This window comes from Verrucomicrobiota bacterium JB022 (assembly GCA_030673845.1).
In the GTDB taxonomy this organism is placed as follows: Bacteria; Verrucomicrobiota; Verrucomicrobiia; order Opitutales; family Oceanipulchritudinaceae; genus WOUP01.
The window spans coordinates 340,084-363,097 of the sequence record JAUTCQ010000017.1; the positions used below are offsets into that span (position 1 = coordinate 340,084).

The following is a 23,014-nucleotide window of genomic DNA, read 5'->3' on the forward strand; positions in this document are numbered from 1 at the left end:
TCGGCTTCAACGGGCTCACGATCGAAGGCGAAGATACCCAGTTGATCTTTCACGGCCAGATAGTGCCGTTTACGGTTGAAGACTCGCGCGACATCACCCTGCGGGGCTTTTCTATTGATTGGGCGGTGCCGTTCCATTTTCAAGGCCGGGTGGTGGCGGTCGATCCCGAAGCCCGCAGCTACGAACTGGAGGTTCTGCCCGGCATCGACTACGAGATCCGCGAAGGCGTGCTGCTTCACGGCGAGCAGACGGGGGACGAGCGCACTTCCTGGCGGCGCAACCTCGAATGGGGCGGCTGGTTCGTCAGCAAAGACGGCCCCATGGTGCCCGAGTCGACCAACCCCTACGGCCCGCTCAACTACCACCGTTGGGATGCCGAAGCGCAGCAGCCGAGCAAGGTCGAGGCCGTGGCCCCCGGGCGGATTCGCCTGACCGGCGTTAGCGAGCGCCTGCCGGAGGTCGGCTGGATCTACGTGGCGAAGGGCCGGGCAGGGCAGACGCCGATCACCGGGCTCAACCGCCTTTCGCCCGCCATCCACCTGCAATCCAGCGACCGCGTGACGCTCGAACGGGTGACGATTCACCACGCGGGCGGTATGGGCGTGATTGCCGAACGCTGCCGCGACGTGACCTTGCGTGCCCTGCAGGTGGTGCCGCCTCCTGGCAGCGGTCGCACGCTTTCGACCACGGCCGACGCCACGCACTTTGTGGGCTGCGGCGGTACGATCCGCCTCGAAGACTGCGTCTTTGCCCGGATGTTCGACGACGGGCTCAACGTCCACGGCGTCTACCTGCCGGTGCGCGAGCGCCTCGACGCCCACCGACTGGGGGTGCGCATCAACCACTTTCAGCAGACGGGCCACCGTTTTGCCGAGGCGGGCGACACCCTGCGTTTTTCCACCGCCGCAACCCTCATCCCCGGCCCGGAGCTGGCGGTGGGGCGCGTGGAGTGGGTCAACGAAAGCTACGCCATTCTGCACTTTGCCGAGCCCTTGCCGGAGGACGTGGGCCCGGGCTGGGTGGTGGACAACCCCAGTTGGCAGCCCGACCTCGTGATGCTGCGCTGCGAAGTCCGCGACAACCGCGCACGTTCCGTGCTGGTGACGACGCAGGGCCGGGTGCGGATCGAAGACTGCCGCTTTCTCCGCCCTAGCCTGCAGGGCATTTTAATCGAGGGCGACAGCCATTACTGGCACGAGTCCGGCCCCGTGCGCGACGTGCTGATCCGGGGCAACGAGATCGAGATGTTGCACCCGACTTTGCCCGTGCTGCAAGTGATGCCGCTCGCCGGCGGCATCCGCGATACACGTGAGTCCTACCACCGAGGTATCCGCGTCGAGGGCAACCGCATCGCCACGCCCAGCGGGCATCTCGTCAAAGCCCTGCGCGTCGGCGGCTTCAGCTTCCGCGACAACACGGTCCGCTACTCCGGCCAAGGTCAGCCGCCCGTCGCCGTCGGCCTGCGCTTCGAGTTGAGTGAGGGCGTAACCGTCGAGGGCAATCAGTCACCGGACTGGGCCGCGCTGCCCGTCTGGCTGGATGGGCAGCAACAAGAAAGCCCTGCCGCGTTAAACGACAGGGCCAAGCAAAAGGAAAAATGGGTGACGCTTACGCCTTGCGACGACGGAAGGCCGCAAACGCAAGCGTGGCCAAGCCCGCCAGAGCGGCGTAGGTGGAGGGCTCGGGCACTGCTGGGGCCGGGGCGGCTCCGTTTACCACGAAAGCGTCGTTGGCATAAGAGCCGCTAATGGCTTCCGGATTCGGGTTGCCAGATAAGTAACTGACCTCAAACGTACCTGACAGATCGACCGTGAGGAGCTGGGTCCATAAAACGCTAGTGTCCGAATCGCTCGTTAGATCGCCGTAGAAAGAAATGCTATCGCCGAACATCATGGAATCCAGCGTGAAGTTAAAATTTGCCCCTTGGAAAACGAAGGGGGTAGAGTCGTATTCAGCGGTTCCGCTCAGCGAGGTCGACTGGAGGGATAAGTAGAAATCGGAAACCGTGGCCGTTTCCGACATTCCACCTTGCGGTAGCGGAGTAAAGAACACGCCACTTCCGCTACCGTATCCGTTGACGATGAAGGAACCAGTGATCGTATAAGTACCCGTGGTGGCCTGGCTGATCTCCGTCGAGTCAAATGACAAATCGATGGAGAGAGCTGCGAACGACTGGGAGAGGATGCCAGCGGTCAGTGCGGCGAAGGTGATGAGACGTTTCATGATGTTTTCTAACGGATTGAGTAGGGTTTATATCCTATGTTTGGCTTCTTTCGTGTCAAAGTAACAATCGATAGGAATTGCTTTTTTTGAATAGGTTTAAATTCGTGAAAATTAACTTCACTTATCCCCGAGAGGATTTCCATTTATGGGACAAGGCTGGTCGCTCTTGCCCTGTGGTGGCGGTTTATGCTGCCAGTTAGGTAGAGATGGTGGCTCGCCGCAGGCAGGTCGGCCATGCTCTCCAGTCGAACCTTTGCTGAAGACACAAAAAAGCCCTGCCGCGTTAAACGACAGGGCCAAGCGAAAGTAAAGATGGGTGACGCTTACGCCTTGCGACGGCGAAGGGCCGCGAAAGCAAGCGTGGCCAGGCCCGCCAGAGCGGCGTAGGTGGAGGGCTCGGGCACAACGGTGTTGCTGATCGTCAGCGCGCCGTTGCCGAAAGAGCCATAGAGGTCGGAAATCTCCGGCGTCGCCCCGTAGAGTTGGGAGACGATGAAGGTGCCCGTGAGGTTGATCGTCACCGTTTCGCCCGTAAACTCGTGATCTTCCGGGCCATACAGGAAGCCGTAGAACGCGAGGTTCTCATTGTAGAGCATCGGGAAGTAGCTGAACATCAGGTTCGCCGAGGTGATCGGGTAGGGCGAGCCGTCGAGGCTCGTCGTGCCACTGATCGAGGTGGTGCTTAGCTGCAGGTCGAATTCACCCAGCTCCGCCGGCATTAGCGCCTCGGGGAGGTTGATGTAGTAGCTGCTGCCGCCAATACCGAGGCCCGGGTCTTCAATCGTGCCCGTGAGCGAGAACGTGCCGGTGGTGCTGGTGGCGATCGTATCGCTATCGAAGGTGATCCCCAGCGAAAGAGCGGCGGAGGCAACTGAGGTGAAGGCGCAAAGGCAGGCCAGAAGACTTAGAGAACGCATGATATAGGGTTTGATGTACCTGATGATGAGTGAGTTCAGTTGGTTAAAGGATGTTTTGAGGAATATTACAAAACGTTTCTGGGCTTTTTTCTGGCGCGCGGGCACAAAAAAGCCCCGCCGCGTTAAACGGCAGGGCTAGGCGAAAGGAAAGTTAGAGGGACGCTTATGCCTTGCGACGGCGGAAGGCCGCGAAAGCGAGCGTGGCCAGGCCCGCCAGAGCGGCGTAGGTCGAAGGCTCGGGGACGACAGGGCTGGCTGCGCCGACGGTTACACCGCCGTCGCCGTAGGAGTTATAAAGGTCCTCCAGATTTATGCTCCCATAGGAGCTGTCGATCTCAAAGGTCCCTTCCAGATCAATGGTGAGGGGCTGGCCGACCAAGCCGGCGACTGAAGAATCACTGAGCAAATTTACCGAGAGATATACCTGCTCGCCGGTCATCATCTCATCCACCATAAAGTAGAACTTTGCGCCGTTGAAGGTGAAGGGCGTGGAGTCGTAGCTTGCGGTGCCGGTAAGTGAAGTCGATTGGAGCGAAAGATCGAAACCAGAACTGGAGGCACTTCCCGCCGACATGCCATGCGCTAGATCGAGAGTGTAATATCCGCTGCCTTGGGCGGATCCAGTTGGGGTGTGGGTGCCACTGATGGCGAAGGTGCCCGTGGTGCCCATCGCGAAATCGGTAGAATCGAACGACAATTCGATCGTGAGGGCAGCAAACGACTGGGGCAGGATGCCCGCTGACAGTGCGGCGAAGGTGAGGAGATGTTTCATGAAATTAGTAAGAGAGGCGCTAAGTTGAGCGGTAAACGCGCAAGTCTTGGTATAACGGTCTTTTTTGAAACGCTTTAGGAATTTTTGGACCTTATTTGCCGAAACGTCTCCTCAAGTCCGCCCGGGATTGGCCAACGAGGATTGAGGCGCAGCTATATAATTTGATGCTGCAAAGCTGGCCGCACCTGCCTCATAGTGGCCGTTTATGCTGTCAGTCCGGAAAGTGAAGATGGCCTTTGGCGGCCCGCCGTTGCTCGACGAGGTGTCGTTTGAGCTGGGGAAGCAGGAGCGCGTATGCATTGTGGGCCGCAACGGCGCGGGCAAGTCGACCTTGCTCAAGATCGTGGCGGGCGTGCTCCCAGCCGACGGCGGCGAAGCCTACCTGCCCGCCGGGCGGCGCATGGCCTTCCTCTCGCAGGAAATCCCCGACCACCACGGCACCATCACGGAGATCGTCACCGCCGGGCTTGAGCCTTTTCACCTGCCCGAGTGGGAGATGCAGACCAAGGTCGAGCGCACGCTGGAGCGCATGGAGCTGGACGGTGCGGTGCGCTACGAAAACCTCTCCGCCGGCCTCAAGCGTCGGGTGCTGCTCGCGCGCGGCGTCGTGACCGAGCCCGATGTGCTGCTGCTCGACGAGCCGACGAACCACCTGGACATCGAGTCGATCGCCTGGATCGAGCGCTTCCTGCAGGACTTCGCGGGTGCGGTGCTTTTCATCACGCACGACCGTGTCTTCCTGCAAAACGTCGCCACCAGCATCCTTGACCTCGACCGGGGCCGCCTCACGCGCTGGGATTGCGATTACAAGACCTACCTCTTGCGCAAGGAGGAGTTGCTCGCGGGCGAGGCCAAGCAACAGGAGAATTTTGACAAGAAGCTGGCGCAGGAAGAGGCATGGATCCGCCAGGGCATTCAGGCCCGCCGCACCCGCAACGAGGGCCGTGTGCGCGCGCTCAAAAAGATGCGTGTCGAGCACCGCGAGCGCCGCCAAAAGGCCGGTAGCGTGCACCTCGAGATCGAGCAGGCTCAGCGTTCGGGCATGAAGGTGATCGCTGCCGAAGAAGTCACCTACGCCTACGACGGGCTGCCCGTGATCATGGACTTCAGCGTCTCGATCAGCCGGGGCGATCGCATCGGCATCGTCGGCCCCAACGGCGCGGGCAAATCCACGCTGCTCAAGCTGTTGCTCGGCAAGCTTCAGCCCGATTCGGGCACGGTCGAGCACGGCACCGCGCTGCAAGTCGCCTATTTCGACCAGACCCGCGCGGAGCTGGATGAAACCGCCACCGTGCGCGATACCATCGGCGACGGCCAGGAATGGGTCGAGATCAACGGCCGCCGCATCCACGTGATGCGCTACCTTGCCGACTTCCTCTTCCCGCCGGACCGCGCGCAAAGCCCCGTCAGCATGCTTTCCGGCGGCGAGCGCAACCGCCTGTTGCTCGCCCGCATCTTCACCCGCCCCTGCAACGTGCTGGTGATGGACGAGCCGACGAACGACCTCGACCTTGAGACGCTCGAACTGCTCGAAGATCTGCTCTCGACCTACGCCGGTACGCTGTTGCTGGTCAGCCACGACCGTGCGTTCCTCGACAACGTGGTGACGGAGCTGCTCGTGCTCGAAGGCGACGGCCGCGTGCAGACCTACGTGGGCGGTTATCAGGACTACCTCGAGCAAAAGGCGCAGGCCCGCCGTTGGGAAGAGCAGAAGGCACAGGCCGCCAAGCCCAAGCCAACGGGCAAGCCCGAGAAGGCCCGCAAGTTCCTCAACCGTGAGCGTTGGGAGCTGGAGCGCTTGCCCGCCGAGATCGAAGCCCTCGAAGACGAGCAGGCCCAGTTGACCGACGAGCTGGGCGACGCCTCCCTTTACACTACCAATCCCGCCCGCCTGCCCGAGATCCAGGAGCGCATGAAGGTGATCGAAGCCGAACTCGCCACCAAATACGCCCGCTGGCAGGAGCTCGAAGAGCTCCGCGAAGAGCTGGAAGGGTAATCTCTCAGCCTCCGACGCCCATGCCCGCCTCGAAAAAGACCGCAAAAAAGAAGCTCGTAGCCGAGTCCGGCCAGCCGGTTCTGCTCTCGGGCGGCAATCCCCAGATCGCCAAGGCCGACGGCGACGCGCCCGTGCAGGCCTACATCGCCGCCATGCCGGAGTGGAAGCGCCGTGTCGGCCAGCAGCTCGACGCCCTCCTCACGCGCACACTGCCGGAGGTCCACAAAGCCGTGCGCTGGAAGCCGTAGAGGTAAAAGCGACGGCCTTGACGCGAAATGGGCGTGCGATCATGGTGGAGCTATGAAAGTCGTCGGTAAACGGCAGCCAGCGCCAGGCAATCTCGAAAATTGGGATGCCCTGCAAAAGCTCGCCATATCGCTACGGGGCAACAAGCCGTTCCACCCGCGCGGCGTCTTCCGCTTCAAGACTTGGGAGGAGAAAGCCGCATGGGACCTCAAGATGATGGGCCGCTAGAAGCACGACCACCGACGCGGGAGGATTTACTCGATCTGTGTCGCGAACTTAACGCCCGCAACGTCGACTATATGGTTGTAGGGGGAATGGCTATCATTCAGCACGGCTACCTACGGGCAACCGAAGACATCGACCTTTTGGTCCGGACGACGCTGGAAAACGAGCGTAACGTGATTGACGCTCTTCTATGCTTGCCCGACAAAGCGGCTGCAGAGCTGGAGCCAGGCGACATCGAGAAATACAACGTCATCCGCGTGGCGGACGAATTTGTCGTGGACCTCATGCACCAAGCCTGTGGGATCGATTTTCAGGAAGCTGCTCCTTTCATCAAGAAAGTCACTATCGACGAAGTCGAAATCCCTTTCGCCAGCCTGGAGCTGTTGTGGAGGATGAAGCAGACCGTTCGAGAGAAGGATAAGCTCGACCTGCTATTTATCCGTGAGCAGTTGAAGAAGAATCAGCGGTAGATCTCGCTGATACAACTCACCCAACTGGGAGGTCGGGAGGCTTGCTTACTCCTACTCCTGTGCCCGCGAATCCCACACGCGGACCGCATCGTCGCCGTAGATCTCTCGAATAATCATGACGTGCTCGTGAACCGATGGGGTGCCTTCAAATTCCTGCATGCGTTTGGCGGCAGATAGCGGCGCCCCGACCAGAATGTCGTGCAGGATCATGTCGGCCAACGCGGTCGGATAGCTTCGCGCGCGCAGCAGGGCCAGCAGCTCCTGATGGGCGTGGCGGTCCTCCTCGGTCAGGGGGCGGCTATGTTTGAGGACGCGGGTACGGTTCTGGTCGTAGCCGATGGCTTGGGCGAATTCCAGAGCGGCGGCATCGCCGTGCTCGAACAGCTCTTGGAGGTTGGCCGACATGGCTTTGCCGTCGATCAAGGAATCGCTTGAAGTCGCGCTTACTGTTTCGCGGAATTGCGCGGCCAGCTCTCCATGTTGCTCTCGAATCTCGCGGGCTTCGTCGCTCGCATCTGGAAAATCCGAGACGAGGAAATAGGCGGCGGGTTTAAAGGTGGCGACCAATCGCTGAAGTTCGCGATGCTGCACGTTTTCTTCCTGGTCAAAGGGATACCACTTCCCGGCCCGCTGCTTGGCGAGGAAGACGTTGCCCAGCGCGTCGCCTGCCCGGTAGTGAATGGCCGCGGCTTCGCGTCCCTCACGATCGAGATAGGGAAACGCAGCGAGCACCTCGGGTGGATTGGAAGCAACGTGCTCCTTCCACTGTGCAAACGCCTCCTGCGACAATTCAGGCGCTTCACCTTCCCGAAAAAGCTGTTGATACGTCTCCAGGCTGGGCACCGACCAATACTGCTCGAACAGCTCCAGCCACGGGTTTGAACTGTCGTCGGTGGCGGCGAGAAGGCTGCCCTGAGTCAACGTCATGGTCGAGGCGCCTCCCCAGTTGATCGTAAGGGTAGGGGAGGGTTTGCGGGCGCAGGCGACAACCGCAGTCAGGGCGAGCGCCAGCAGAGCCGGCAGGAGAAATCGAGGCAGTAAGGGGCGCATAAGAGGCAGTTTTGAAGGGGTAAGTGCTCTATGGTAAGAACGTAACTTTACAGGGGAAGGTTTTTGTTCGTTGGGGCAGAGGTTTTACTGTCGCAAGCCCTCTTTCACCCCCTTTCCCACCTCCCGCCTTGCCTTTGTGGCGTGTAGCCCCACCATATGCGGCGCAGATGGCGACGGTGCGCATGCTTTGGCTTGTCATCGGGCGCTGGAGGCTGCAAAAGTCGCACTCGGTCCGTTTAGTCGGGCTAATCGAAATTTAACCTGAATTAAGAAACCATTATGTCGCGCCAACCGGTAGTGCTCATCATCCGAGATGGCTGGGGTGAAAACCATAACTCCGCCCACGATTCCTTTAACGCCGTCAAGCAGGCCAAGACGCCGGTGGCGCACAAGCTGAGCGCCAACTGGCCCCGCACGGAGATCATGGCGTGCGGTCGCGACGTGGGTCTCCCCCGTGGCGTGATGGGCAACAGCGAAGTCGGCCACCAGAACATCGGGGCCGGTCGCATCGTCGACCAGGAGATCACGCGCATCGACAAGGCCTTCGAGGAAGGCACCGTGGCCGACAATGCCGTGCTCAACGCTGCCGTCGCACACACCGCCAACAGCGGCGGCGCGCTGCACCTGATGGGCCTCGTGTCCGACGCCGGGGTGCACGCGATGCTCGAGCACCTCTACGGCCTCGTGGAGTTTGCCAAGAGCAAGGGCGTGGAAAAGCTCTTCATCCACTGCTTCACCGATGGCCGCGACACCCCGCCGTTTTCCGGCAAGGGCTATGTCGAGCAGCTCGAAAAGAAGCTGCTGCAGATCGGCCTCGGCCGCATCGCCAGCGTCTCTGGCCGCTTCTGGGCGATGGACCGCGACTTGCGCTGGGACCGCGTCGAAAAGGCCTACAACTGCCTGACCGGCAACAAGGTCGAGCGCACTGCCGCCAGCGCCATCGACGCCATTCAGGGCTACTACGACAAGCCGCTCGACGACAACCGCAAGGGCGACGAGTTTGTGGTGCCGACCGCCATCGTCGACCACCAGGGCAACCCGGTGGGCCCGATCTCCAGCGGCGACGCTGTGGTGTTCTTCAACTTCCGCGGCGACCGCCCGCGCGAGCTGACCCGCGCCTTCATCGAGTCCGGTTTCGACGGTTTCGACCGCGGCAAGCAGCTCGACCTCTACTACGCCACCATGACGGAGTATCAAAAGGGCCTTTGCGACCACGTGGTGTTCCGCAAGCCGGCGAAGATGCCGAGCATCCTGGGCTCTTATGTGGCCGAGCTGGGCATCCCGCAGTTCCGCTGCGCCGAGACGGAAAAGTTCCCGCACGTGACGTTCTTCTTCAACGACTACCGCGAAGAACCTTTCGACGGTGAAGACCGCGAGCTGATCCAAAGCCCGAAGGAAGTCTCCACCTACGACCAGAAGCCCGAAATGAGCGCCTACCAGGTGAAGGACGCCACCAAGAAGGCGATCCTCTCCGGCAAATACGGCCTCATCGTGGTCAACTTTGCCAATGCCGACATGGTGGGCCACACCGGCGTGCTCGGTGCCGCCGTCAAGGCCTGCGAAACGGTGGACGAATGCGTGGGCGAGCTGCTGGAAGCCATCGACCAGGTGGGCGGCAAGGCCGTGATCACCGCCGACCACGGCAACAGCGACCAGATGCAGTTCGAAGACGGCTCCGGCGCGCACACCTCCCACACGCTCAACCCGGTGGAAGTCGTCGTCTACGGCCAGGGCTGCGACGGCCTGAAGCTGAAGCAGGGCGGCCGCCTTGCCGACATCGCGCCGACGGTGCTCAAGCTGATGGACCTGCCGCAACCTGCCGCCATGACCGGCGAGTGCCTGATCCAAGCATGAACGACAACCTTATCTCCTTCCCCGGATCGACCATGAAACCCAAGAAAGTTGCCATCCTTACTGCGGGCGGCCTGGCCCCTTGCCTCAATAGCGCCATCGGCATGCTGATCGAGCGCTACACCGAGATCGACCCCTCCATCGAGATCATCTGCTACCGTGGCGGCTACAAGGGCCTGCTGCTGGGCGACTTCATCGAGGTGACCGACATCATCCGGCAAGACGCCGCCGTGCTCACCCGCCACGGCGGTAGCGCGATCGGCAACAGCCGCGTCAAGCTCACCAACGTGAAGGACTGCGTGAAGCGCGGCCTCGTGAAGGAAGGCGAAAACCCGCAGAAGAAGGCGGCCGACCAGCTGGTCAAGGACGGCGTGGACGTGCTCCACACCATCGGGGGCGACGACACCAACACCGCTGCGGCCGACCTCGCCAAGTTCCTCAAGGAAAACGACTACGAGCTGACGGTGATCGGCTTGCCCAAGACGATCGACAACGACGTGTTCCCCATCCGCCAGAGCCTCGGGGCCTGGACGGCGGCGGAAAACGGTGCCGAGTATTTCCTCAACGTGGTAGCCGAGCACAACGCCAACCCGCGCATGCTCATCGTCCACGAAGTCATGGGCCGCAACTGCGGCTGGCTCACCGCCTACACCGCGATTGAGTACATGGACATGATTGACCACGACGACTACCTGCCGGAGCTGGGCCTGCTGAAGGAACGCTACGCCGTGCACGGGGTCTACGTGCCCGAAATGGCGATCGACCTCGACGCCGAAGCCGAGCGCCTGAAGGAGATCATGGACGAGTTCGACAACGTGAACATCTTCATCTCCGAAGGTGCGGGCGTGGAAGACATCGTGCGCCAAATGGAAGCCGCCGGCAAGGACGTGCCCCGCGACGCCTTCGGCCACGTGAAGCTCGACGCCGTCAACCCCGGCAAGTACTTCGCCGAAGAACTCTCGAAGAAGCTGGGCGCCGAGAAGGTGCTCGTGCAGAAGAGCGGTTACTACTCCCGCGCCGCCGCCCCGAACGCCGAAGACCTGCGCCTGATCAAGAGCTGCGTCGACAAGGCCGTGGAGTGCGCGATGGTGCGCGAGGGTGGGGTCATCGGCCACGACGAAGACCAGAACAACGTGCTGCGTGCGATCGAGTTCTCCCGCATCAAGGGCGGCAAGCCCTTCGACATCGACACCGAATGGTTCGAAGACCTGCTCGAAGAGATCGGCCAGCCCAAGGGCGCGAAGGTCTCCGTCCAGCACTAGTGTTACGTTGAGCGAACCTTTCCGCATTGGCACCCCTCCAGGGTGCTTTATGTTTCGAACGGTTACCTGCAGTGTCGGTTCGCTTTGCGAACCTCAACGCAGGCTAAGTGATGGCATCCCTTCGGGATGCTGTAACTTACAGCAATCCAGAGGCTTGCCAGCTCTTAGCGCGGGGTTGAGGTCCGCACCAGCGGGCCGATACCCCGGGTTCTTCTTTGCTCATCCCCGGTCCTCACAAGGCCGGGGATTTTTTATTGCCAACTTTCGGAGGCGATTGACGGATGATGATGACGCCCTATGATGACGTTCATGCGCACCATCATCGAAGTGCCCGAGGACGTCATTGCTTCGCTGGATCGGATCGGGGAGCGCGAGCAGCGGTCGCGGGCGGCCCTTATCCGCGAAGCGATTCAGGCCTACCTGCGGCAAAAGCAGGCTTCAGAAGCTGCCGACGCCTTTGGCATCTGGAAAAACCGTCAGGAAGACGGGCTGTCGTATCAAGAGCGTTTGCGGGGTGAATGGGACGCTGAATGAAGGCCGTCTTCGACACCAACATCCTGATCGACTACCTCAACGGCATTGAATCAGCCGCCCAGGAACTTGCGCTTTACGACACACGGATTATCAGCGCCATCACCTTGATCGAGGTCTTGGTTGGCGTGCGCAGCATGCAGGAGGAAAAGGCGGTGCGGGGTTTCCTCGCGACTTTTACGGTGCGAGACGTCTCCGCCACCATTGCCGAGATTGCCGTTCGGTTGCGTCGCGATCATCGCCTCAAGGTGCCCGACGCCATTGTTTATGCCACTGCGCGGGCGGAAGAATGCCTCTTGGTCTCTCGCAACACGAAAGACTTTGACCCAGCTTGGCCTGATGTCCGAGCGCCCTACCGGGTGTAAGAACTGGCATTTAGCGCCGTGGGCCGCCCGGGAATCCGTTTTCGAGGCGTTCCCGGATCACGGCCACCTGGTCGGGCGGCAGGGATTGCTCCAGCTGCTGGTTGAGCGCTTGCCCAAAGGCTTCGAAATTCGGTCCTTCGTCTTGTGAGAACGAGGCTTCGGCGGCGCGGTAGACGGCGCTGTAGAGCTGGTCTTTCTGGCCTTCGTCGAGCCCCAGCCCGGCGGAAAGCCGGCTCATGGTCGCGTTCGACATGGTTTCGAGGCGGCCTTGGCGCAAGTCGGCCTGGTAATCCTGATAAGTGCCCATCTGCTCCGGCGTCAGGATGTTGCGCAGCTCCTGATTGTAGGTATCCCACGGATCGGCGTCGGGGGAGTCTTCGCCTCGGGCCCGGGCGAGCATACGCGCTTCCATCTGGTCGCGGATCTGGGTCATCACAAAGTCGAGCCGCTCTTCCTGCCACGGCTCCAGCTTGGTCACCTGATTCAGCTCGCGGCGACGCCCTTCGATCCGGCGGTCGATGCCCCGGTTGTAGCGCTCGAAGCGGCGCTGTTGGTCGGGCGTCAGGCCGTTTTCATTCACCGCCTCCTCTTCTTCTAGAGCGACGGCGGGGGTATTGTGCGCGAGGTCTTGCCAATACTCGACTTCGCCTTCCAGCTCGGTGATGCGGCGGTTGGCCTGGCCAAGGTTGACGTTGGCGTCTTCCAACGCGGTCAGCAGCTTGTTCAGGTTGCGCCCTTCGGCGGGGGCGGTCGAAGCTTCCACGGGGTCGGGGGCTTCGGTTTCATGCAGCGAATACGCGACGGTGCCGCCTACGACGGCCCCGACCAGCAATCCTGTGGATAACGCAACCCAGACTTTCATCTCAATCCACATAAACCCCTGGAACCGGCGCGTCGATGCAAAGAGGTGCGACTTTTTTCCGTGAAGCGTGCGGCGAAAGGGCGTAAACCTGTCTGCATGCAGTCGCGGCTCTCCTCCTGGCGCTGGCTCGTCTGGCTTTCGCTCGACGCACCTCTCGTGGCGCTGGTGTGGACGCTGGCCTGGAGCCGCCAGTTGACGGGTAGCGCGTTTCACGCGGCCAACGTGCTCGTGCCGCTGGCGATCTGGCTCGGATACGTGGCCGACCGCCTGCTCGACGTGCGCCGCAGTCCGGGCGGGCACCTCGATACCGAGCGCCACGCCTTTTACCGCCGTTACCAGCGCACCTGGCTGGTCATTTGGCTCGTGGCGCTGGCGGTCGAGTTTGGGCTGTCGCTGCTCTGGCTCGACGGGGCGCAATGGCTGCGGGGTGTCGTGCTGGCGGGTCTCTCCCTGGGCTACGCGCTTAGCCTGGCGTGGTGGCGGGGCTGGCCGCGTATCCTCTACAAGCGCGTGGCCGTCTCGCTCCTTTTTGCGGGCGGCGTGCTCGTCTTTTTGCCTTGGGGCGAGGAGGCGGGGCATGCCTGGCTTTGCCTGTCTCTGCTGGCGTTGATCAACCTGCTGCAGTTGACGAGTTGGCAGGCAGGTTCGCGCCGCTTGGGCTGGTTCGCGCTCCAGTTTGCCTGTGCCGCTGGGTTGATGCTGCTTGTCATGCCCACCTGGACCGGGGGGATGCGGATCGGCCTGCTCGCGTCCGCTGTCGCCATGCTGTTGTTGCAACTCTGGAAGCGCCCCCGCGAAGAACTCGACCGCCTATTGCCCGACGTTTGCCTCTTCCTGGGCGGTCTGCTCGCCTGGCTGGGGTAGAGCTGGATTAGCTCTCCGTCGGCAGCCCGATCTTGCTGCGCTCGCGTAGGTAGAGGTAGAAGGGCAGGCCGCACGAGGGTCCGACCAGCAGAGTGGCGACGACCGCCAGCCCAGAGCCGCGCACGGTGTCTTTCTCCGGGCCGAAGGCGATCCAGGCCAGCAAGGCGAGGGCGGTGAACACCACATCGAGCCACGCAAACGAGGCAACGCGGGAAATTACGATCTCGTGCCAGAACTGTTCTACATTGAGGCCATTCGAGCCCAGCCAATGTACGAAGGGCAGCATCGGCACGATCAACCCGAACAGGCACAGCACGAGGTAGATTTTGGAGCGCATGGTGACGAATAGGACGAGGCGAGTCTGGACCACCGGCGCGGGCTCGGCAAGCGTCACCGAGGCGGCCTCATGAAATCCCCTTAAAAGAAGGGTTTGTAACCCTCTGCTCCAACTGTCAGAACCTGCTTATGAGCGGGAAGCCGGAGCGCTACAGCCGCCTGGCCGGGATCTACCCCTGGCTGGAAACCTTTGTTTTTGGCCGCAAACTACGTTTGGCGCGCATCGCATTACTCGGGAAGGTCAAGCGACCTCGACGCGTCCTGTTGTTGGGCGACACGGAGGCGCGGATGCTGCGCGCGTTGCACCGGCGCTTTGCCCTGCGCGAGGCCACCGGCGTGGAGTTCAGCGAAGGTATGCTCGCCCGGGCCATCGTCCGGGCCGAGCAGGCCGAAGTGGACCAGACGGTAGACCTGCATTGGCATCTCGCCGACGCCCGGGAATGGGACTTCCCCGAGCAGGCTTACGACCTCGTCGTCACCACCTTTTTCCTCGACCTGTTTACGCCTGAGGAAGTGCGCCAGATCGTCGCCCGGCTCTCCCGCGCGCTCAAGCCCGGCGGGCAGTGGCTGGAGGTCGATTTCGACCCCTCTGCGCCCTGGGGCTCGCGCTGGCGACGCGGCGCCAGTTACCGCTTTTTCCGCTGGGCGGTCGACCTCTACCCGCAGGAGCTTCCGCCGACCGAGCAGATTGCGACCGAAGCCGGCTTTCAGGTCGAGCAACGCTGGCGCGACTCCGGGCATGAGTGTCGTGCCCTGTTGCTGAGCCTTGCCACCGCCGACTCCGCCTCTACGGTGAGGGCATGACGATCCGCGAAAAGGAAAACCAGCTGATCGAAGAGCTGAACCTGATCCCTGACGCCCAGGAGCGCCTGAGCTATGTGGTGGAGCTGGGTACCGCCTACGCACCGTTGCCCGAAGCCCTGCGGCAAGATGCCTTCCGCGTGCGCGGTTGCCAATCGGCCGTCTGGATCGTGCCGCAGGCCGAAGGGGCGCGCTTTGCCGTGGATGCAGATTCGAGCATCGTCAAAGGCATCGCCTGCCTGCTGGGCGACATCTACTCGGTCGGCACCCCGCAGGAAGCCGCCGCTCACGAGTCCCAACTGCTTGCGCAGACCCGCATCGACGCCCACCTCTCGCCCAACCGCCGCCGCGGCCTCCAACTCGTCGCCGCCCGCTTGCGCGAGTTGGCGGGTGGGTTGGCCTAGCTTGAGCCGTTGGTAGATTCGAGAGCCATCGCCTCCGCCTCCCGGGTGCCTTCCGTCGCGAAGGCGAGGATCGACCAGAAGAGCACGGCCCCCATGGGGCCTTCGAGCACGACGCCAAAGGCCGCGCCGCTGAGCAGCATCCAGCACCAGCACCAGTAGCGCAGTGTGGGGTGCAGGCTGCCTTGCGCCCGGCTCAGGCGGACGCTGCGCCAGGTGCCGCGCAACATGCCCCAGCAGATCACGCCAAACGCGGCCAGCCCCAGCAGGCCCATGCGCCCGTAGATCGTCAGGATGACGCTGTGCGGGCTGCGCGCGGTAAAGTTGTCCAGCTCGCTGTGGTAGTAGGCTTCCACGAAGGCCGAGGAGAGGCTGTAGCCAAAGCCTAGCCCCGTAATTGGCGCGTGCTGGGTCGTCTCGCGCAACACCGTTTCCCACCACACGAGGCGAAAGCGATTGTTGTCGCCGCTGGAGCGGGCGTCGCGGTTGGTGTAGTGGAAGTCGCCCCCCACATCGACGAGCGACAGCGTGTGCTCGTAGACGCTCCAGACGCGCGTCTGGCGAAAGTCGTCCGCCGCCGCAAAGCTCAGCCATACCACCGGCAGGGCCAGCAACAAGGCACCGCTGGCCGTGATCCACGGGGCCCGGCGCTCGCCCGCCAGATACAGCAGCCACAGGCAGAAGACAAAGCCCGGGATGGCCGCGCGGTTAGTCGTATGAAGCATCAGCAGGCACGAGAGCAGGGCCAGCAGCAGCCACAGGTGTTGTCGCGACTGGCGGAAAGCGTGGTAAAAGAACACGAACGCGCCGCCAAAGTAGCAGGCCACGAGGTCGCCCTTGTAGAAGATGAACGGGATGCCCGCCACGCGCACTTCGTTGACGAAAAACTCGCGGAACTGGGTAAAGAGGAGGTAGCCGGGCACCAGCGCCACGCAGCCCAGCAGCAGCGACAGCTCGACCAGGCGACGACTCTCCGGGTGGCGCGCCACCGGCTGGCAGAGGAAGAAAAAGCCCGCGTAGTAGACGAGCGCAAAGTCTCGCAACGCCAGCACCCCGTATTGGCGGAGGTCGCCCAAGGCCAGCCGCGCCACGCCGATGATCATCAGCAGCAGGATTCCCATGCCGACGGTGTCGAAGCGGTAGGGCAGGGATTGCCGTTGTGCGAGGAAGCGCAGGCCAAGCAGCGCCATGACGACCAGCGCCATTTCGCCGACGAAGACCCCGCCGAGGTTGAGCTGCGCAAAGCCGCGGTTGCCCGCGATGTAGCCAAAGACGAGCACCGCGAGGATCAGGCCCTCGAACGACACCGGGCGGGCGCGCTGCAAGGTGTAGAGGGCGAGGCCGAAGGGCAGGGCAAGCGCCCACAGCCAGCCGCCGCTCGCTACCTGCACGCCGAGGAAGCCGCCGCCGAGCAACAACCCCACGCTCGCCCAGATCCGTCGCCAACGCCCGTCGATCACGGCGTGGCTCCTTTTCGGGCCAGCAGCTCACGCCACGCTTTCAGCTCGGCCCGCGCCCGAGGGCTGCGCAAGAGCCAGGCTGCAAGTAACCCACCCGCGAGTAAGGTGCTCAAAACCAGTTGGTAAAGGTCGGGGAAATCCGTGGCCTGCTCGACCAAGGCAAAAACCGCGCCCACCACCGCCGCGCACAAGGTTGGAGCGATCATGCGCTTCCAGCCCGCCTCGGGCGCGTGAGGGCGTAACCGCGCCAGCATGCGGTGCAGCCGGGCCAGCATCAGCGCAAAACAACCCGCGCTGTAGCCTGCGACCAGCGCCAGCGGCGAGTGCAGCGCACCGAGCCCGATCAGCGCAAAAACGACTGCCGCCTGGACGAGCGCCCAGTTACGTGTGCGGCGGGTCGCTCCTTGGGCGAGGTCGAGCCACATGCAGGCATACCAGAAGAGGAAGCCCGTCGCCGCGAGGGTCAGCAGTTGCAGATAGGGCAAGCCGACCGACCAACCGGGCCCGAGCGCCACGCGGATCACGCTTTCGCCCGCCGCCAGCACCACAGCCACGACCGGCAGCCATAGCCAGGCGAGCACCTGCAGCAGGCGCAAAAAGTAACGGGCCTGCCGAGGCGGGTAGCTCTGCAGGCGACTGAGCGAGGCGTGCGAAACCTCACCGACTGCGATGCGCAGGTTGCGAGTCGGCATCTCCACCAGCGTAAACATGCGGTTGTAGATACCGAGTAGCGCGGCAGGAGCGATGGCGCCGAGCAAAAACTGATCGAGCCGCAAGGTATGCACGCTCACCAGCCGCTGCACGAGCAAGTCGCGCGTATAGCGGCCAAACACCTCCGGCAGCGGGGCCCAGCTCCAGCGGAAGGGGTCGCGCCGTTGGCAGGCCAGCAGCCATATGGTCAGGAAGGCCTCGCGCGCCACATGCATTACGATCAGCGCCGCCATGCCATAGCCCCGCCACGCGACCAAAACCGACATACCCACCCCAAAGGCCATGGCGACAGTCAAGGCCACGTTCAGCTCTGTAAAGCGCATCTGGCGGCGCCAGCGGGCCTGTGGCTGGAGATTGAGGCCGCCGACCAGAAAGAGGAGCGACAGCCCCAGGGCGGGTGCGACGAAGCCCGGCTCCCCGTAGAGCAGCTCCAGCAACGGCCCGGTCAGTGCCATCAGGCCCGCAAACCCGAGCCCGAGCGCCGCCGTGCGCCAAAAAAGGCTGCGAAAGGTCTCGGCGGCTACTTCGGGCACCTGCACCACCGCCTCCAGCCAGCCAAAGCTGCGCAGGTTATCCAGAAAGATGACCACGCTCCAGAGCAGCGCGAAGTGGCCGAACACCGCCGGCTCGACGAGGCGGGCGAGGACCATGATGCCCGCAATGGTGGTCAGCGCGCGCAGGGCCTGCCCGACCACGGCGGCCGCCATTGCCTGCCGGTTGCTCTGGGCAGGTTCGGCGCTCACGGTTGCAGGCGGGCGGGCACAGGGTGCATGGAGAAAGCGGCGACCATCTGGCCACGCATTTTGTTGCGGGGGGCAGGCGATTCAACCTCAATTAGCGGCGGTGTCGGCCTCGCCTCGCTTCAGTATCATCCTGCCCACTCGCGCCCGTCACGGCACGTTGGGCCGGGCCTTGGCCAGCCTGTGGGCGCAGACGTATCCGGATTTTGAGGTCATCCTGGTGGATGCGAACGATCCTGACGAGCGGGTGCGGCAAGTGCCCGCGCTTCAGCCGTTGCTGGCCGACCCCCGGCTGCGGGTGATCGAGATGCCCGTCGCCTCGCCTTCCGGAGTCTCGCGCAATGCCGCGCTGCGGGTGGCCCGGGGCGAGTGGATCGTATACCAGGACGACGACGATGCGGCTCGCCCCGACCGTCTGGCGCGTCTGGTTGAGCGGATCGAGCGTGAGCCTGATTGCCCGCTCTTGCTGGCAGGGCTGTGTTATCACCTACGGGAGCGGCGGCGGCTGGTCCAGTGCGATCGAGAGGTGCTGACGGGTGACGAGCGGTGGACGGTCGCCTTCCCCTCCACGCTCACCTTTTGCCATCGGCGAGAAGGTGCGCCCGTCTTCCCGGAAGAATTTCGCGGCGGGGAAGACAACTACTTCTATGCGTCCATGCTGGCCTGTTGGCAGCCCGCCAAGGTGCCGGTCGTAAATGTGCCGCTGGTCGACGTCTACCCACAGCCGAGCCCGCATCTGGTGGCCAAGCAGCGGGGGCTGGTGCGCACGTGGCGCTGCCTGTTGCGAGACTTCCGGGCGCAGATGCCGCCCCGCGTGCGCCGCCACTTTGTACTGCACACGGTTTTGAGCCGCTATAAGTATTGCCGTCTCGACTACGGGTTTGCCCGCTACGGCGCGGCTTACCTGCGGCAGGCTGGTCTGCGCGGCGGGCGCTACCTGCTCAATATCCTGCTCGCCCGGTCGGAGTGGGGCCGCCGTCGGGCCGTTTCGTAGTTTTGCTAGTAGTTGCTGACCAACATGCTGACGGGCTTCAGCGTGTAGTATTTCACCGGCTGGCCGTTTTTCAGGCCGGGCTCGAAGCGGTATTGGCGGCAGGCCTTCAACAACATCCCGTGGGCTTGATTGGAGTTGGCCTGCACAACTTGTGCGTTGATCACGTTGCCCTCTTCGTCCACGTAGAGCAATACGTGGTAGACGAAGGTGTTTTCGCCAAAATACTTCGACCAGATGGCGCGGCTGAACTGTTTCCACGCCGTGCTGTGCCGCACCTCGTCCTCGTTCAGCAAGGCCGGCTGGTTGTCCAGCTCCTCATAAGGCATCACCGTATTCGGCACGGCAATCTCCTGCTGGAAGACCATCTCTTCCCCCGGTGCGTGTGCGGGGGTGGTCCCACAACCGGCAAGGCCAAGGCCGGTCAACAAGGCAAGGAGCAAGGCGTGGAGGGTGGCGCGCATCGGTGGCTTAGTCGAACGATTCGGGGACGGGCGGCTGGTAGTTGGGCCGGAAGCTGACCGTCATCGAAATACGATCGTTGTAGAAAAACTTGGTCGGCTGGCCGTTGAGCGTGCCCGGGGTGAACTGGAACTGCTTGCAGGCATCGATCAGCTCCTTGTGCCCAAAGCCGGAGTTGGCCTCCTGGATTTGCGCATCGTAGACGTGCCCGCTTTCGTCGACAAAGATCACGACCTTGTAGTCGTAGGTGTATTCGCCAAAGAAGAGGCGCCCGATGGTGCGGCCAAAGCGGTCCCACTCTTCGCTTTGGCGGGCCTGCTCCGCATTGATGGGCTGCGGGATCACATCGAGCTTGCCAGCGGGAATGACGTCGGCCGGGACGGGTACGATCTCTTGGAACACCATTTCGGCCGTAGGCGGATTGCCGCCGCCAGGCACGGTTTCGCAGCCCGTGAGGCTCAAACCCAGCAGCGCAAATAGACTCAACCAACGTAAGGACATTTCCTTGGTTTGTTTTCCCACTACAAGAACGGCAAGGATAAAGACGGCTCATTTACGAGGGCAGGCGTAGGTTGCTTATAATGCGAAGTTTTGGTAGACAAAGTTTTTCGCCCGCCTCCGCCTATGAAGCCTGACCAGAAACCGCTGATCCTTGGCCCTCAGGAAGGCCGCCGTTATGCCTGCGGCCCGATGACCGCCGTTTTCAAAGCCGATGGCGACGAGACAGACGGGCGTTACAGCGTCTCCGAATGGACGGTGGCCCCGCACAGCCCCGGGCCGGGCCCCCATACGCACGACGAAAATGAGGAGCTGTTCCTCGTCACCGAAGGCACGCTTGCCATCCTGGTGGGGGAGGATTGGATCGACGCCCCGCGCGGCTCGTTTATCCGCATCCCTGCCGGAACGGTGCACGATTTTGAAAACCGTAGCGATATGCCCGCTACGCTCTTCAATGTCTACCTGCCGGGGGCTTTCGAGCCCATGATGCCGGCGATTGTGGAATGGTTCGCCGCGCAGGAACGCGGCGAACCTCAAAAAGCCTAGCGTTGCTCGACTTGGTGGACCTTGTTGATCCGGGTAACGTGGCGGCCACCTTCGAACTCGGTATCGAGCCAGGTGTCGATGATCTGCGGCACGATCTCCGCAGGCATCATGCGGCCACCAAGGGCGATGACATTGGCGTTGTTGTGCAGCTTCGTCAGCCGGGCGCTTTCGACGTTCCAGCAGACGCCGCAACGCACGCCCTTGACTTTGTTGGCGGCGATGGCCTCACCGTTTCCGCTGCCGCCAAAGACGACCGCGCCGTCGCTCTCGCCCTTCACGACCGTCTCGGCCGCCGGCACCACGAAGTCCGCATAATCCACGGACTCCTCGCTGTTGGTGCCGAAGTCGATCACTTCGATGCCACGGCTCTGGAGGTGAGCCTTGACGATTTCCTTGAACCGGTAGCCGGCGTGGTCTGTGCCCAACGCGATTTTCATCGCCAACAAGACTCACAACTTGCCGCCCCGGAGCAAGCCGATTGTGCGGTCAGGGCCGCTTCTTCTCCATCGAGACAACCTGTCGCTGGCCGTCGCTTTTCTGATTCCTTCAACTCACTGAAGCGGGGGAAGCTCCGCTTCAGGCCATGGTCCGTTGATGAAATACACCTGCTTGGTCTGAGCGTGGACCCAAACCAAACCCATGTAGTCGAATGGTGGACGCGCCAATATTACCGACCAGACCGGATCTCGCCTATCTCCAAAGTCTTGTACGTCGTATCCCAGCCTAAAATAGTTTACTCGGGCGACCTTTACTTCCGGGTCAAAATTATCGGCCAGCCTTGTCTTGTAGACCTCCAGCGCTGCCTGACCAGCCTCCTCTTCGGAAATTGAGAATACCTCTTCAGGCCGAGGGCGCATTCTCAAGTCTTGGCTATTCAGTAAATGAAGCAGGACCAGAGAAAACAGAAGCAGCGAAAGCCTTCGAATACCTGCACGCTTCATCTGCTCGCCTCCGAGCCTTTGTTCAGGTCTACCCACGGCCCGTGAACAAAGTAAATTTCTCCAGTCTCCGTATGGACCCAGATCATTCCAAGGTAATCTCCTAAAGACCGGCCAAAAGTAATGGTCCATATTGGGTCCCCTTTCTTGGCAAACCCGTCAACGTCGAAGCCCAATATGAAAATCTGAGCCTCTGATCCTAAGGTCTTAGGGCCTATGTTTGCTTTGGTGAGATACGCTTTCGTGGCGATGTTGCGAGCTTCGACTGCTGAGATAGGTGTCGGCGGTAAATCCCCCTCTTCTATTCCCAAATCTTGCGAACTGGTAAAATGAAAGAACCCAAGGGAGATCAGAACAAAAAGCAGGTGTTTGTTCATCCCCCCCTCCTCAAATCCCGCCGCTTTGCTCGAAGATAGGGGCGACGTTGCGTTCGTCGCCGTGCTTGAGGCTGTGGGCGACGTCGCGGGCGAAGTAAGTGAGGATCATGTCGGCGCCGGCGCGCTTGATCGCCAGCAGGCTTTCGTCGCGGGTGCGCTTGAGATCGAGCCAGCCGAGCTGAGAGGCGGCCATGATCTGGGCATATTCGCCGCTCACCTGATAGGCGGCCACCGGCAGGTCCACGGCGTCGCGTGTCTGGCGGATGATGTCGAGGTAGGCACCCGCGGGCTTCACCATCACCGCGTCGGCCCCTTCCATCACGTCCAGCTCCACTTCGAGGGCGGCTTCGCGGGCGTTGGCGGGGTCGAGCTGGTAGGTGTGCTTGCCGAGCAAGGTCGTGCCGGCGGCCTGCGCACTGCCCACCGCATCGCGGAAGGGCCCGTAGTAGGCGCTGTTAAACTTGGCGCTGTAGGCGATGATACCCGTGTTGGTGTAGCCCGCCTCGTCGAGGGCTTCGCGGATCACGGCGATCCGGCCGTCCATCATGTCGCTGGGGGCGACAAAATCCACACCGGCCTCGGCTTGCAGCACGGCCATGCGCGCGAGGCGCTCAAGCGTCAGGTCGTTGTCGACATCGCTGCCGTCGGCGGTCAGCACGCCGTCGTGGCCGTGGGTGGTGTAGGGGTCGAGCGCGACGTCGGTGATCACGCACAGCTCCGGCACGGCCTGCTTGATCGCGCGGACGGCCCGCAGCACGAGCGTTTCCCGGTTCAGGGCCTCATCGCCCGTCGGGTTCTTGAGCGAGCTGTCGAGCTTGGGAAAGAGGGCCACCCCGCGGATGCCGAGCTGGGCCAGCTGCAGGCACTCGCGCACCAACTGGCGGATGGGCCAACGCTGCTGCCCGGGCATCGACTGGATCGGCTCCGGCGCGCCGTCTCCCTCGATCACGAACAATGGCATGATCAGGTCGTCGGCGGTCACGCGCGTTTCCTGCACCATCGCACGGATGGCGGGGGTGCGGCGGAGGCGGCGCGGGCGGTGGGTCAGTCGGTAGCCAGGGAGGGTAGGGCCTTCGGACATGGTAGACAATCTGGACTACCCGGGGCGTCGAGGCAAGG

26 protein-coding genes and 1 pseudogene are annotated in these 23,014 nt (G+C 62.5%); 13 read left to right on the top strand and 14 right to left on the bottom strand.

Annotation, left to right across the window (positions count from 1 at the left end; genetic code table 11):
- Nucleotides 1–1,608: 1,608 nt before the first annotated feature.
- The 3 genes from Q7P63_14215 to Q7P63_14225 all read right to left on the bottom strand — a co-directional run bounded on the left by Q7P63_14215 (nucleotide 1,609) and on the right by Q7P63_14225 (nucleotide 3,912).
- On the bottom strand, nucleotides 1,609–2,223 hold the full coding sequence (locus Q7P63_14215) for a PEP-CTERM sorting domain-containing protein (protein MDP0501245.1): 615 nt from the start codon (nucleotides 2,221–2,223) through the stop codon (nucleotides 1,609–1,611).
- Between the two features lie 323 nt (nucleotides 2,224–2,546).
- Nucleotides 2,547–3,140, bottom strand: a complete 594-nt coding sequence (locus Q7P63_14220; protein MDP0501246.1) for a PEP-CTERM sorting domain-containing protein — start codon at nucleotides 3,138–3,140, stop codon at nucleotides 2,547–2,549.
- A 163-nt stretch (nucleotides 3,141–3,303) separates the two neighbouring features.
- Nucleotides 3,304–3,912 (bottom strand): PEP-CTERM sorting domain-containing protein, encoded by a 609-nt coding sequence (locus tag Q7P63_14225; protein ID MDP0501247.1) that lies wholly within the window; start codon nucleotides 3,910–3,912, stop codon nucleotides 3,304–3,306.
- 205 nt (nucleotides 3,913–4,117) lie between these two features.
- On the opposite strand from Q7P63_14225, the gene Q7P63_14230 reads away from it, so the two are divergent.
- From Q7P63_14230 to Q7P63_14245, 4 genes and pseudogenes are all read left to right on the top strand, one after another.
- Entirely contained in the window at nucleotides 4,118–5,908 is a 1,791-nt protein-coding gene (locus tag Q7P63_14230) for an ATP-binding cassette domain-containing protein (GenBank protein MDP0501248.1), read from the top strand.
- Between the two features lie 20 nt (nucleotides 5,909–5,928).
- Nucleotides 5,929–6,147 (top strand): annotated as a pseudogene (locus tag Q7P63_14235) (DUF1801 domain-containing protein).
- A 61-nt stretch (nucleotides 6,148–6,208) separates the two neighbouring features.
- Nucleotides 6,209–6,382: a hypothetical protein gene (locus Q7P63_14240; protein ID MDP0501249.1), complete on the top strand. Its 174-nt coding sequence runs from the start codon at nucleotides 6,209–6,211 to the stop codon at nucleotides 6,380–6,382.
- Nucleotides 6,355–6,849 carry a hypothetical protein gene (locus Q7P63_14245; protein MDP0501250.1) on the top strand — a complete coding sequence of 165 codons (495 nt, stop codon included), beginning with the start codon at nucleotides 6,355–6,357 and terminating at the stop codon, nucleotides 6,847–6,849. The genes Q7P63_14240 and Q7P63_14245 overlap by 28 nt, the downstream gene beginning before the upstream one ends.
- Nucleotides 6,850–6,900: 51 nt before the next feature.
- Here the strand turns inward: Q7P63_14245 and Q7P63_14250 are convergent, their stop codons facing one another.
- On the bottom strand, nucleotides 6,901–7,899 hold the full coding sequence (locus tag Q7P63_14250; protein MDP0501251.1) for a hypothetical protein: 999 nt from the start codon (nucleotides 7,897–7,899) through the stop codon (nucleotides 6,901–6,903).
- A gap of 279 nt (nucleotides 7,900–8,178) precedes the next feature.
- On the opposite strand from Q7P63_14250, the gene gpmI reads away from it, so the two are divergent.
- The 4 genes from gpmI (at nucleotide 8,179) to Q7P63_14270 (ending at nucleotide 11,908) form a co-directional block, all read left to right on the top strand.
- Nucleotides 8,179–9,753, top strand: coding sequence for a 2,3-bisphosphoglycerate-independent phosphoglycerate mutase (gpmI, locus tag Q7P63_14255; GenBank protein MDP0501252.1), 1,575 nt, complete (start codon nucleotides 8,179–8,181; stop codon nucleotides 9,751–9,753).
- Between the two features lie 32 nt (nucleotides 9,754–9,785).
- Nucleotides 9,786–11,012, top strand: coding sequence for a pyrophosphate--fructose-6-phosphate 1-phosphotransferase (locus Q7P63_14260; protein MDP0501253.1), 1,227 nt, complete (start codon nucleotides 9,786–9,788; stop codon nucleotides 11,010–11,012).
- A gap of 309 nt (nucleotides 11,013–11,321) precedes the next feature.
- A complete protein-coding gene (locus tag Q7P63_14265) occupies nucleotides 11,322–11,546 on the top strand; it encodes a ribbon-helix-helix protein, CopG family (protein MDP0501254.1) in 225 nt (74 codons plus the stop codon).
- Nucleotides 11,543–11,908, top strand: coding sequence for a type II toxin-antitoxin system VapC family toxin (locus tag Q7P63_14270; GenBank protein MDP0501255.1), 366 nt, complete (start codon nucleotides 11,543–11,545; stop codon nucleotides 11,906–11,908). The genes Q7P63_14265 and Q7P63_14270 overlap by 4 nt, the downstream gene beginning before the upstream one ends.
- 10 nt (nucleotides 11,909–11,918) lie before the next feature.
- On the opposite strand, the gene Q7P63_14275 is transcribed toward Q7P63_14270, so the two are convergent.
- Nucleotides 11,919–12,770, bottom strand: coding sequence for a hypothetical protein (locus tag Q7P63_14275; protein ID MDP0501256.1), 852 nt, complete (start codon nucleotides 12,768–12,770; stop codon nucleotides 11,919–11,921).
- Between the two features lie 96 nt (nucleotides 12,771–12,866).
- Here Q7P63_14275 and Q7P63_14280 point away from each other — a divergent pair, with 96 nt between their 5' ends.
- Nucleotides 12,867–13,634 carry a hypothetical protein gene (locus tag Q7P63_14280; protein MDP0501257.1) on the top strand — a complete coding sequence of 256 codons (768 nt, stop codon included), beginning with the start codon at nucleotides 12,867–12,869 and terminating at the stop codon, nucleotides 13,632–13,634.
- A 7-nt stretch (nucleotides 13,635–13,641) separates the two neighbouring features.
- Here the strand turns inward: Q7P63_14280 and Q7P63_14285 are convergent, their stop codons facing one another.
- On the bottom strand, nucleotides 13,642–13,971 hold the full coding sequence (locus tag Q7P63_14285; protein MDP0501258.1) for a DUF2834 domain-containing protein: 330 nt from the start codon (nucleotides 13,969–13,971) through the stop codon (nucleotides 13,642–13,644).
- A 128-nt stretch (nucleotides 13,972–14,099) separates the two neighbouring features.
- On the opposite strand from Q7P63_14285, the gene Q7P63_14290 reads away from it, so the two are divergent.
- Nucleotides 14,100–14,774 (top strand): class I SAM-dependent methyltransferase, encoded by a 675-nt coding sequence (locus tag Q7P63_14290; protein MDP0501259.1) that lies wholly within the window; start codon nucleotides 14,100–14,102, stop codon nucleotides 14,772–14,774.
- A complete protein-coding gene (locus Q7P63_14295; GenBank protein ID MDP0501260.1) occupies nucleotides 14,771–15,175 on the top strand; it encodes a SufE family protein in 405 nt (134 codons plus the stop codon). Before Q7P63_14290 ends, Q7P63_14295 begins: the two co-directional genes overlap by 4 nt.
- On the opposite strand, the gene Q7P63_14300 is transcribed toward Q7P63_14295, so the two are convergent.
- On the bottom strand, nucleotides 15,172–16,632 hold the full coding sequence (locus Q7P63_14300; GenBank protein ID MDP0501261.1) for an O-antigen ligase family protein: 1,461 nt from the start codon (nucleotides 16,630–16,632) through the stop codon (nucleotides 15,172–15,174). The genes Q7P63_14295 and Q7P63_14300 overlap by 4 nt on opposite strands.
- Nucleotides 16,629–18,086 carry an oligosaccharide flippase family protein gene (locus Q7P63_14305; protein MDP0501262.1) on the bottom strand — a complete coding sequence of 486 codons (1,458 nt, stop codon included), beginning with the start codon at nucleotides 18,084–18,086 and terminating at the stop codon, nucleotides 16,629–16,631. Before Q7P63_14305 ends, Q7P63_14300 begins: the two co-directional genes overlap by 4 nt.
- 100 nt (nucleotides 18,087–18,186) lie before the next feature.
- Here Q7P63_14305 and Q7P63_14310 point away from each other — a divergent pair, with 100 nt between their 5' ends.
- The gene (locus Q7P63_14310) at nucleotides 18,187–19,077 is read left to right on the top strand and encodes a glycosyltransferase family 2 protein (protein MDP0501263.1); all 891 of its coding nucleotides are present in this window, start codon (nucleotides 18,187–18,189) and stop codon (nucleotides 19,075–19,077) included.
- 5 nt (nucleotides 19,078–19,082) lie between these two features.
- On the opposite strand, the gene Q7P63_14315 is transcribed toward Q7P63_14310, so the two are convergent.
- Together Q7P63_14315 and Q7P63_14320 are read right to left on the bottom strand one after the other, a co-directional pair.
- Nucleotides 19,083–19,538: a hypothetical protein gene (locus Q7P63_14315; GenBank protein ID MDP0501264.1), complete on the bottom strand. Its 456-nt coding sequence runs from the start codon at nucleotides 19,536–19,538 to the stop codon at nucleotides 19,083–19,085.
- 7 nt (nucleotides 19,539–19,545) lie between these two features.
- Nucleotides 19,546–20,037, bottom strand: a complete 492-nt coding sequence (locus Q7P63_14320) for a hypothetical protein (GenBank protein MDP0501265.1) — start codon at nucleotides 20,035–20,037, stop codon at nucleotides 19,546–19,548.
- A 123-nt stretch (nucleotides 20,038–20,160) separates the two neighbouring features.
- On the opposite strand from Q7P63_14320, the gene Q7P63_14325 reads away from it, so the two are divergent.
- Nucleotides 20,161–20,580, top strand: coding sequence for a cupin domain-containing protein (locus tag Q7P63_14325; protein MDP0501266.1), 420 nt, complete (start codon nucleotides 20,161–20,163; stop codon nucleotides 20,578–20,580).
- Here Q7P63_14325 and rpiB read toward each other — a convergent pair.
- From rpiB to hemB, 4 genes are all read right to left on the bottom strand, one after another.
- The gene (gene rpiB / locus Q7P63_14330; protein ID MDP0501267.1) at nucleotides 20,577–21,017 is read right to left on the bottom strand and encodes a ribose 5-phosphate isomerase B; all 441 of its coding nucleotides are present in this window, start codon (nucleotides 21,015–21,017) and stop codon (nucleotides 20,577–20,579) included. The two genes, Q7P63_14325 and rpiB, sit on opposite strands and share 4 nt — an antisense overlap.
- A gap of 114 nt (nucleotides 21,018–21,131) precedes the next feature.
- Nucleotides 21,132–21,521: a hypothetical protein gene (locus tag Q7P63_14335; protein ID MDP0501268.1), complete on the bottom strand. Its 390-nt coding sequence runs from the start codon at nucleotides 21,519–21,521 to the stop codon at nucleotides 21,132–21,134.
- Nucleotides 21,518–21,895, bottom strand: coding sequence for a hypothetical protein (locus Q7P63_14340; GenBank protein ID MDP0501269.1), 378 nt, complete (start codon nucleotides 21,893–21,895; stop codon nucleotides 21,518–21,520). Before Q7P63_14340 ends, Q7P63_14335 begins: the two co-directional genes overlap by 4 nt.
- 10 nt (nucleotides 21,896–21,905) lie before the next feature.
- Complete coding sequence (gene hemB / locus Q7P63_14345) at nucleotides 21,906–22,976, bottom strand: porphobilinogen synthase (GenBank protein ID MDP0501270.1); 1,071 nt, start codon at nucleotides 22,974–22,976, stop codon at nucleotides 21,906–21,908.
- Nucleotides 22,977–23,014 lie beyond the last annotated feature (38 nt).

Coding starts and splice junctions, on each gene's coding strand:
- Q7P63_14335 (MDP0501268.1), bottom strand. CDS start 21,521: ATGAAGCGTGCAGGTATTCGAAGGCTTTCGCTGCTTCTGTTTTCTCTG.
- Q7P63_14240 (MDP0501249.1), top strand. CDS start 6,209: ATGAAAGTCGTCGGTAAACGGCAGCCAGCGCCAGGCAATCTCGAAAAT.
- Q7P63_14270 (MDP0501255.1), top strand. CDS start 11,543: ATGAAGGCCGTCTTCGACACCAACATCCTGATCGACTACCTCAACGGC.
- Q7P63_14230 (MDP0501248.1), top strand. CDS start 4,118: ATGCTGTCAGTCCGGAAAGTGAAGATGGCCTTTGGCGGCCCGCCGTTG.
- Q7P63_14215 (MDP0501245.1), bottom strand. CDS start 2,223: ATGAAACGTCTCATCACCTTCGCCGCACTGACCGCTGGCATCCTCTCC.
- Q7P63_14325 (MDP0501266.1), top strand. CDS start 20,161: ATGAAGCCTGACCAGAAACCGCTGATCCTTGGCCCTCAGGAAGGCCGC.
- Q7P63_14315 (MDP0501264.1), bottom strand. CDS start 19,538: ATGCGCGCCACCCTCCACGCCTTGCTCCTTGCCTTGTTGACCGGCCTT.
- Q7P63_14250 (MDP0501251.1), bottom strand. CDS start 7,899: ATGCGCCCCTTACTGCCTCGATTTCTCCTGCCGGCTCTGCTGGCGCTC.
- Q7P63_14275 (MDP0501256.1), bottom strand. CDS start 12,770: ATGAAAGTCTGGGTTGCGTTATCCACAGGATTGCTGGTCGGGGCCGTC.
- Q7P63_14245 (MDP0501250.1), top strand. CDS start 6,355: ATGGGACCTCAAGATGATGGGCCGCTAGAAGCACGACCACCGACGCGG.
- Q7P63_14220 (MDP0501246.1), bottom strand. CDS start 3,140: ATGCGTTCTCTAAGTCTTCTGGCCTGCCTTTGCGCCTTCACCTCAGTT.
- Q7P63_14265 (MDP0501254.1), top strand. CDS start 11,322: ATGCGCACCATCATCGAAGTGCCCGAGGACGTCATTGCTTCGCTGGAT.
- Q7P63_14285 (MDP0501258.1), bottom strand. CDS start 13,971: ATGCGCTCCAAAATCTACCTCGTGCTGTGCCTGTTCGGGTTGATCGTG.
- Q7P63_14280 (MDP0501257.1), top strand. CDS start 12,867: ATGCAGTCGCGGCTCTCCTCCTGGCGCTGGCTCGTCTGGCTTTCGCTC.
- gpmI (MDP0501252.1), top strand. CDS start 8,179: ATGTCGCGCCAACCGGTAGTGCTCATCATCCGAGATGGCTGGGGTGAA.
- Q7P63_14290 (MDP0501259.1), top strand. CDS start 14,100: ATGAGCGGGAAGCCGGAGCGCTACAGCCGCCTGGCCGGGATCTACCCC.
- Q7P63_14340 (MDP0501269.1), bottom strand. CDS start 21,895: ATGAACAAACACCTGCTTTTTGTTCTGATCTCCCTTGGGTTCTTTCAT.
- Q7P63_14295 (MDP0501260.1), top strand. CDS start 14,771: ATGACGATCCGCGAAAAGGAAAACCAGCTGATCGAAGAGCTGAACCTG.
- rpiB (MDP0501267.1), bottom strand. CDS start 21,017: ATGAAAATCGCGTTGGGCACAGACCACGCCGGCTACCGGTTCAAGGAA.
- Q7P63_14225 (MDP0501247.1), bottom strand. CDS start 3,912: ATGAAACATCTCCTCACCTTCGCCGCACTGTCAGCGGGCATCCTGCCC.
- Q7P63_14320 (MDP0501265.1), bottom strand. CDS start 20,037: ATGTCCTTACGTTGGTTGAGTCTATTTGCGCTGCTGGGTTTGAGCCTC.
- hemB (MDP0501270.1), bottom strand. CDS start 22,976: ATGTCCGAAGGCCCTACCCTCCCTGGCTACCGACTGACCCACCGCCCG.
- Q7P63_14260 (MDP0501253.1), top strand. CDS start 9,786: ATGAAACCCAAGAAAGTTGCCATCCTTACTGCGGGCGGCCTGGCCCCT.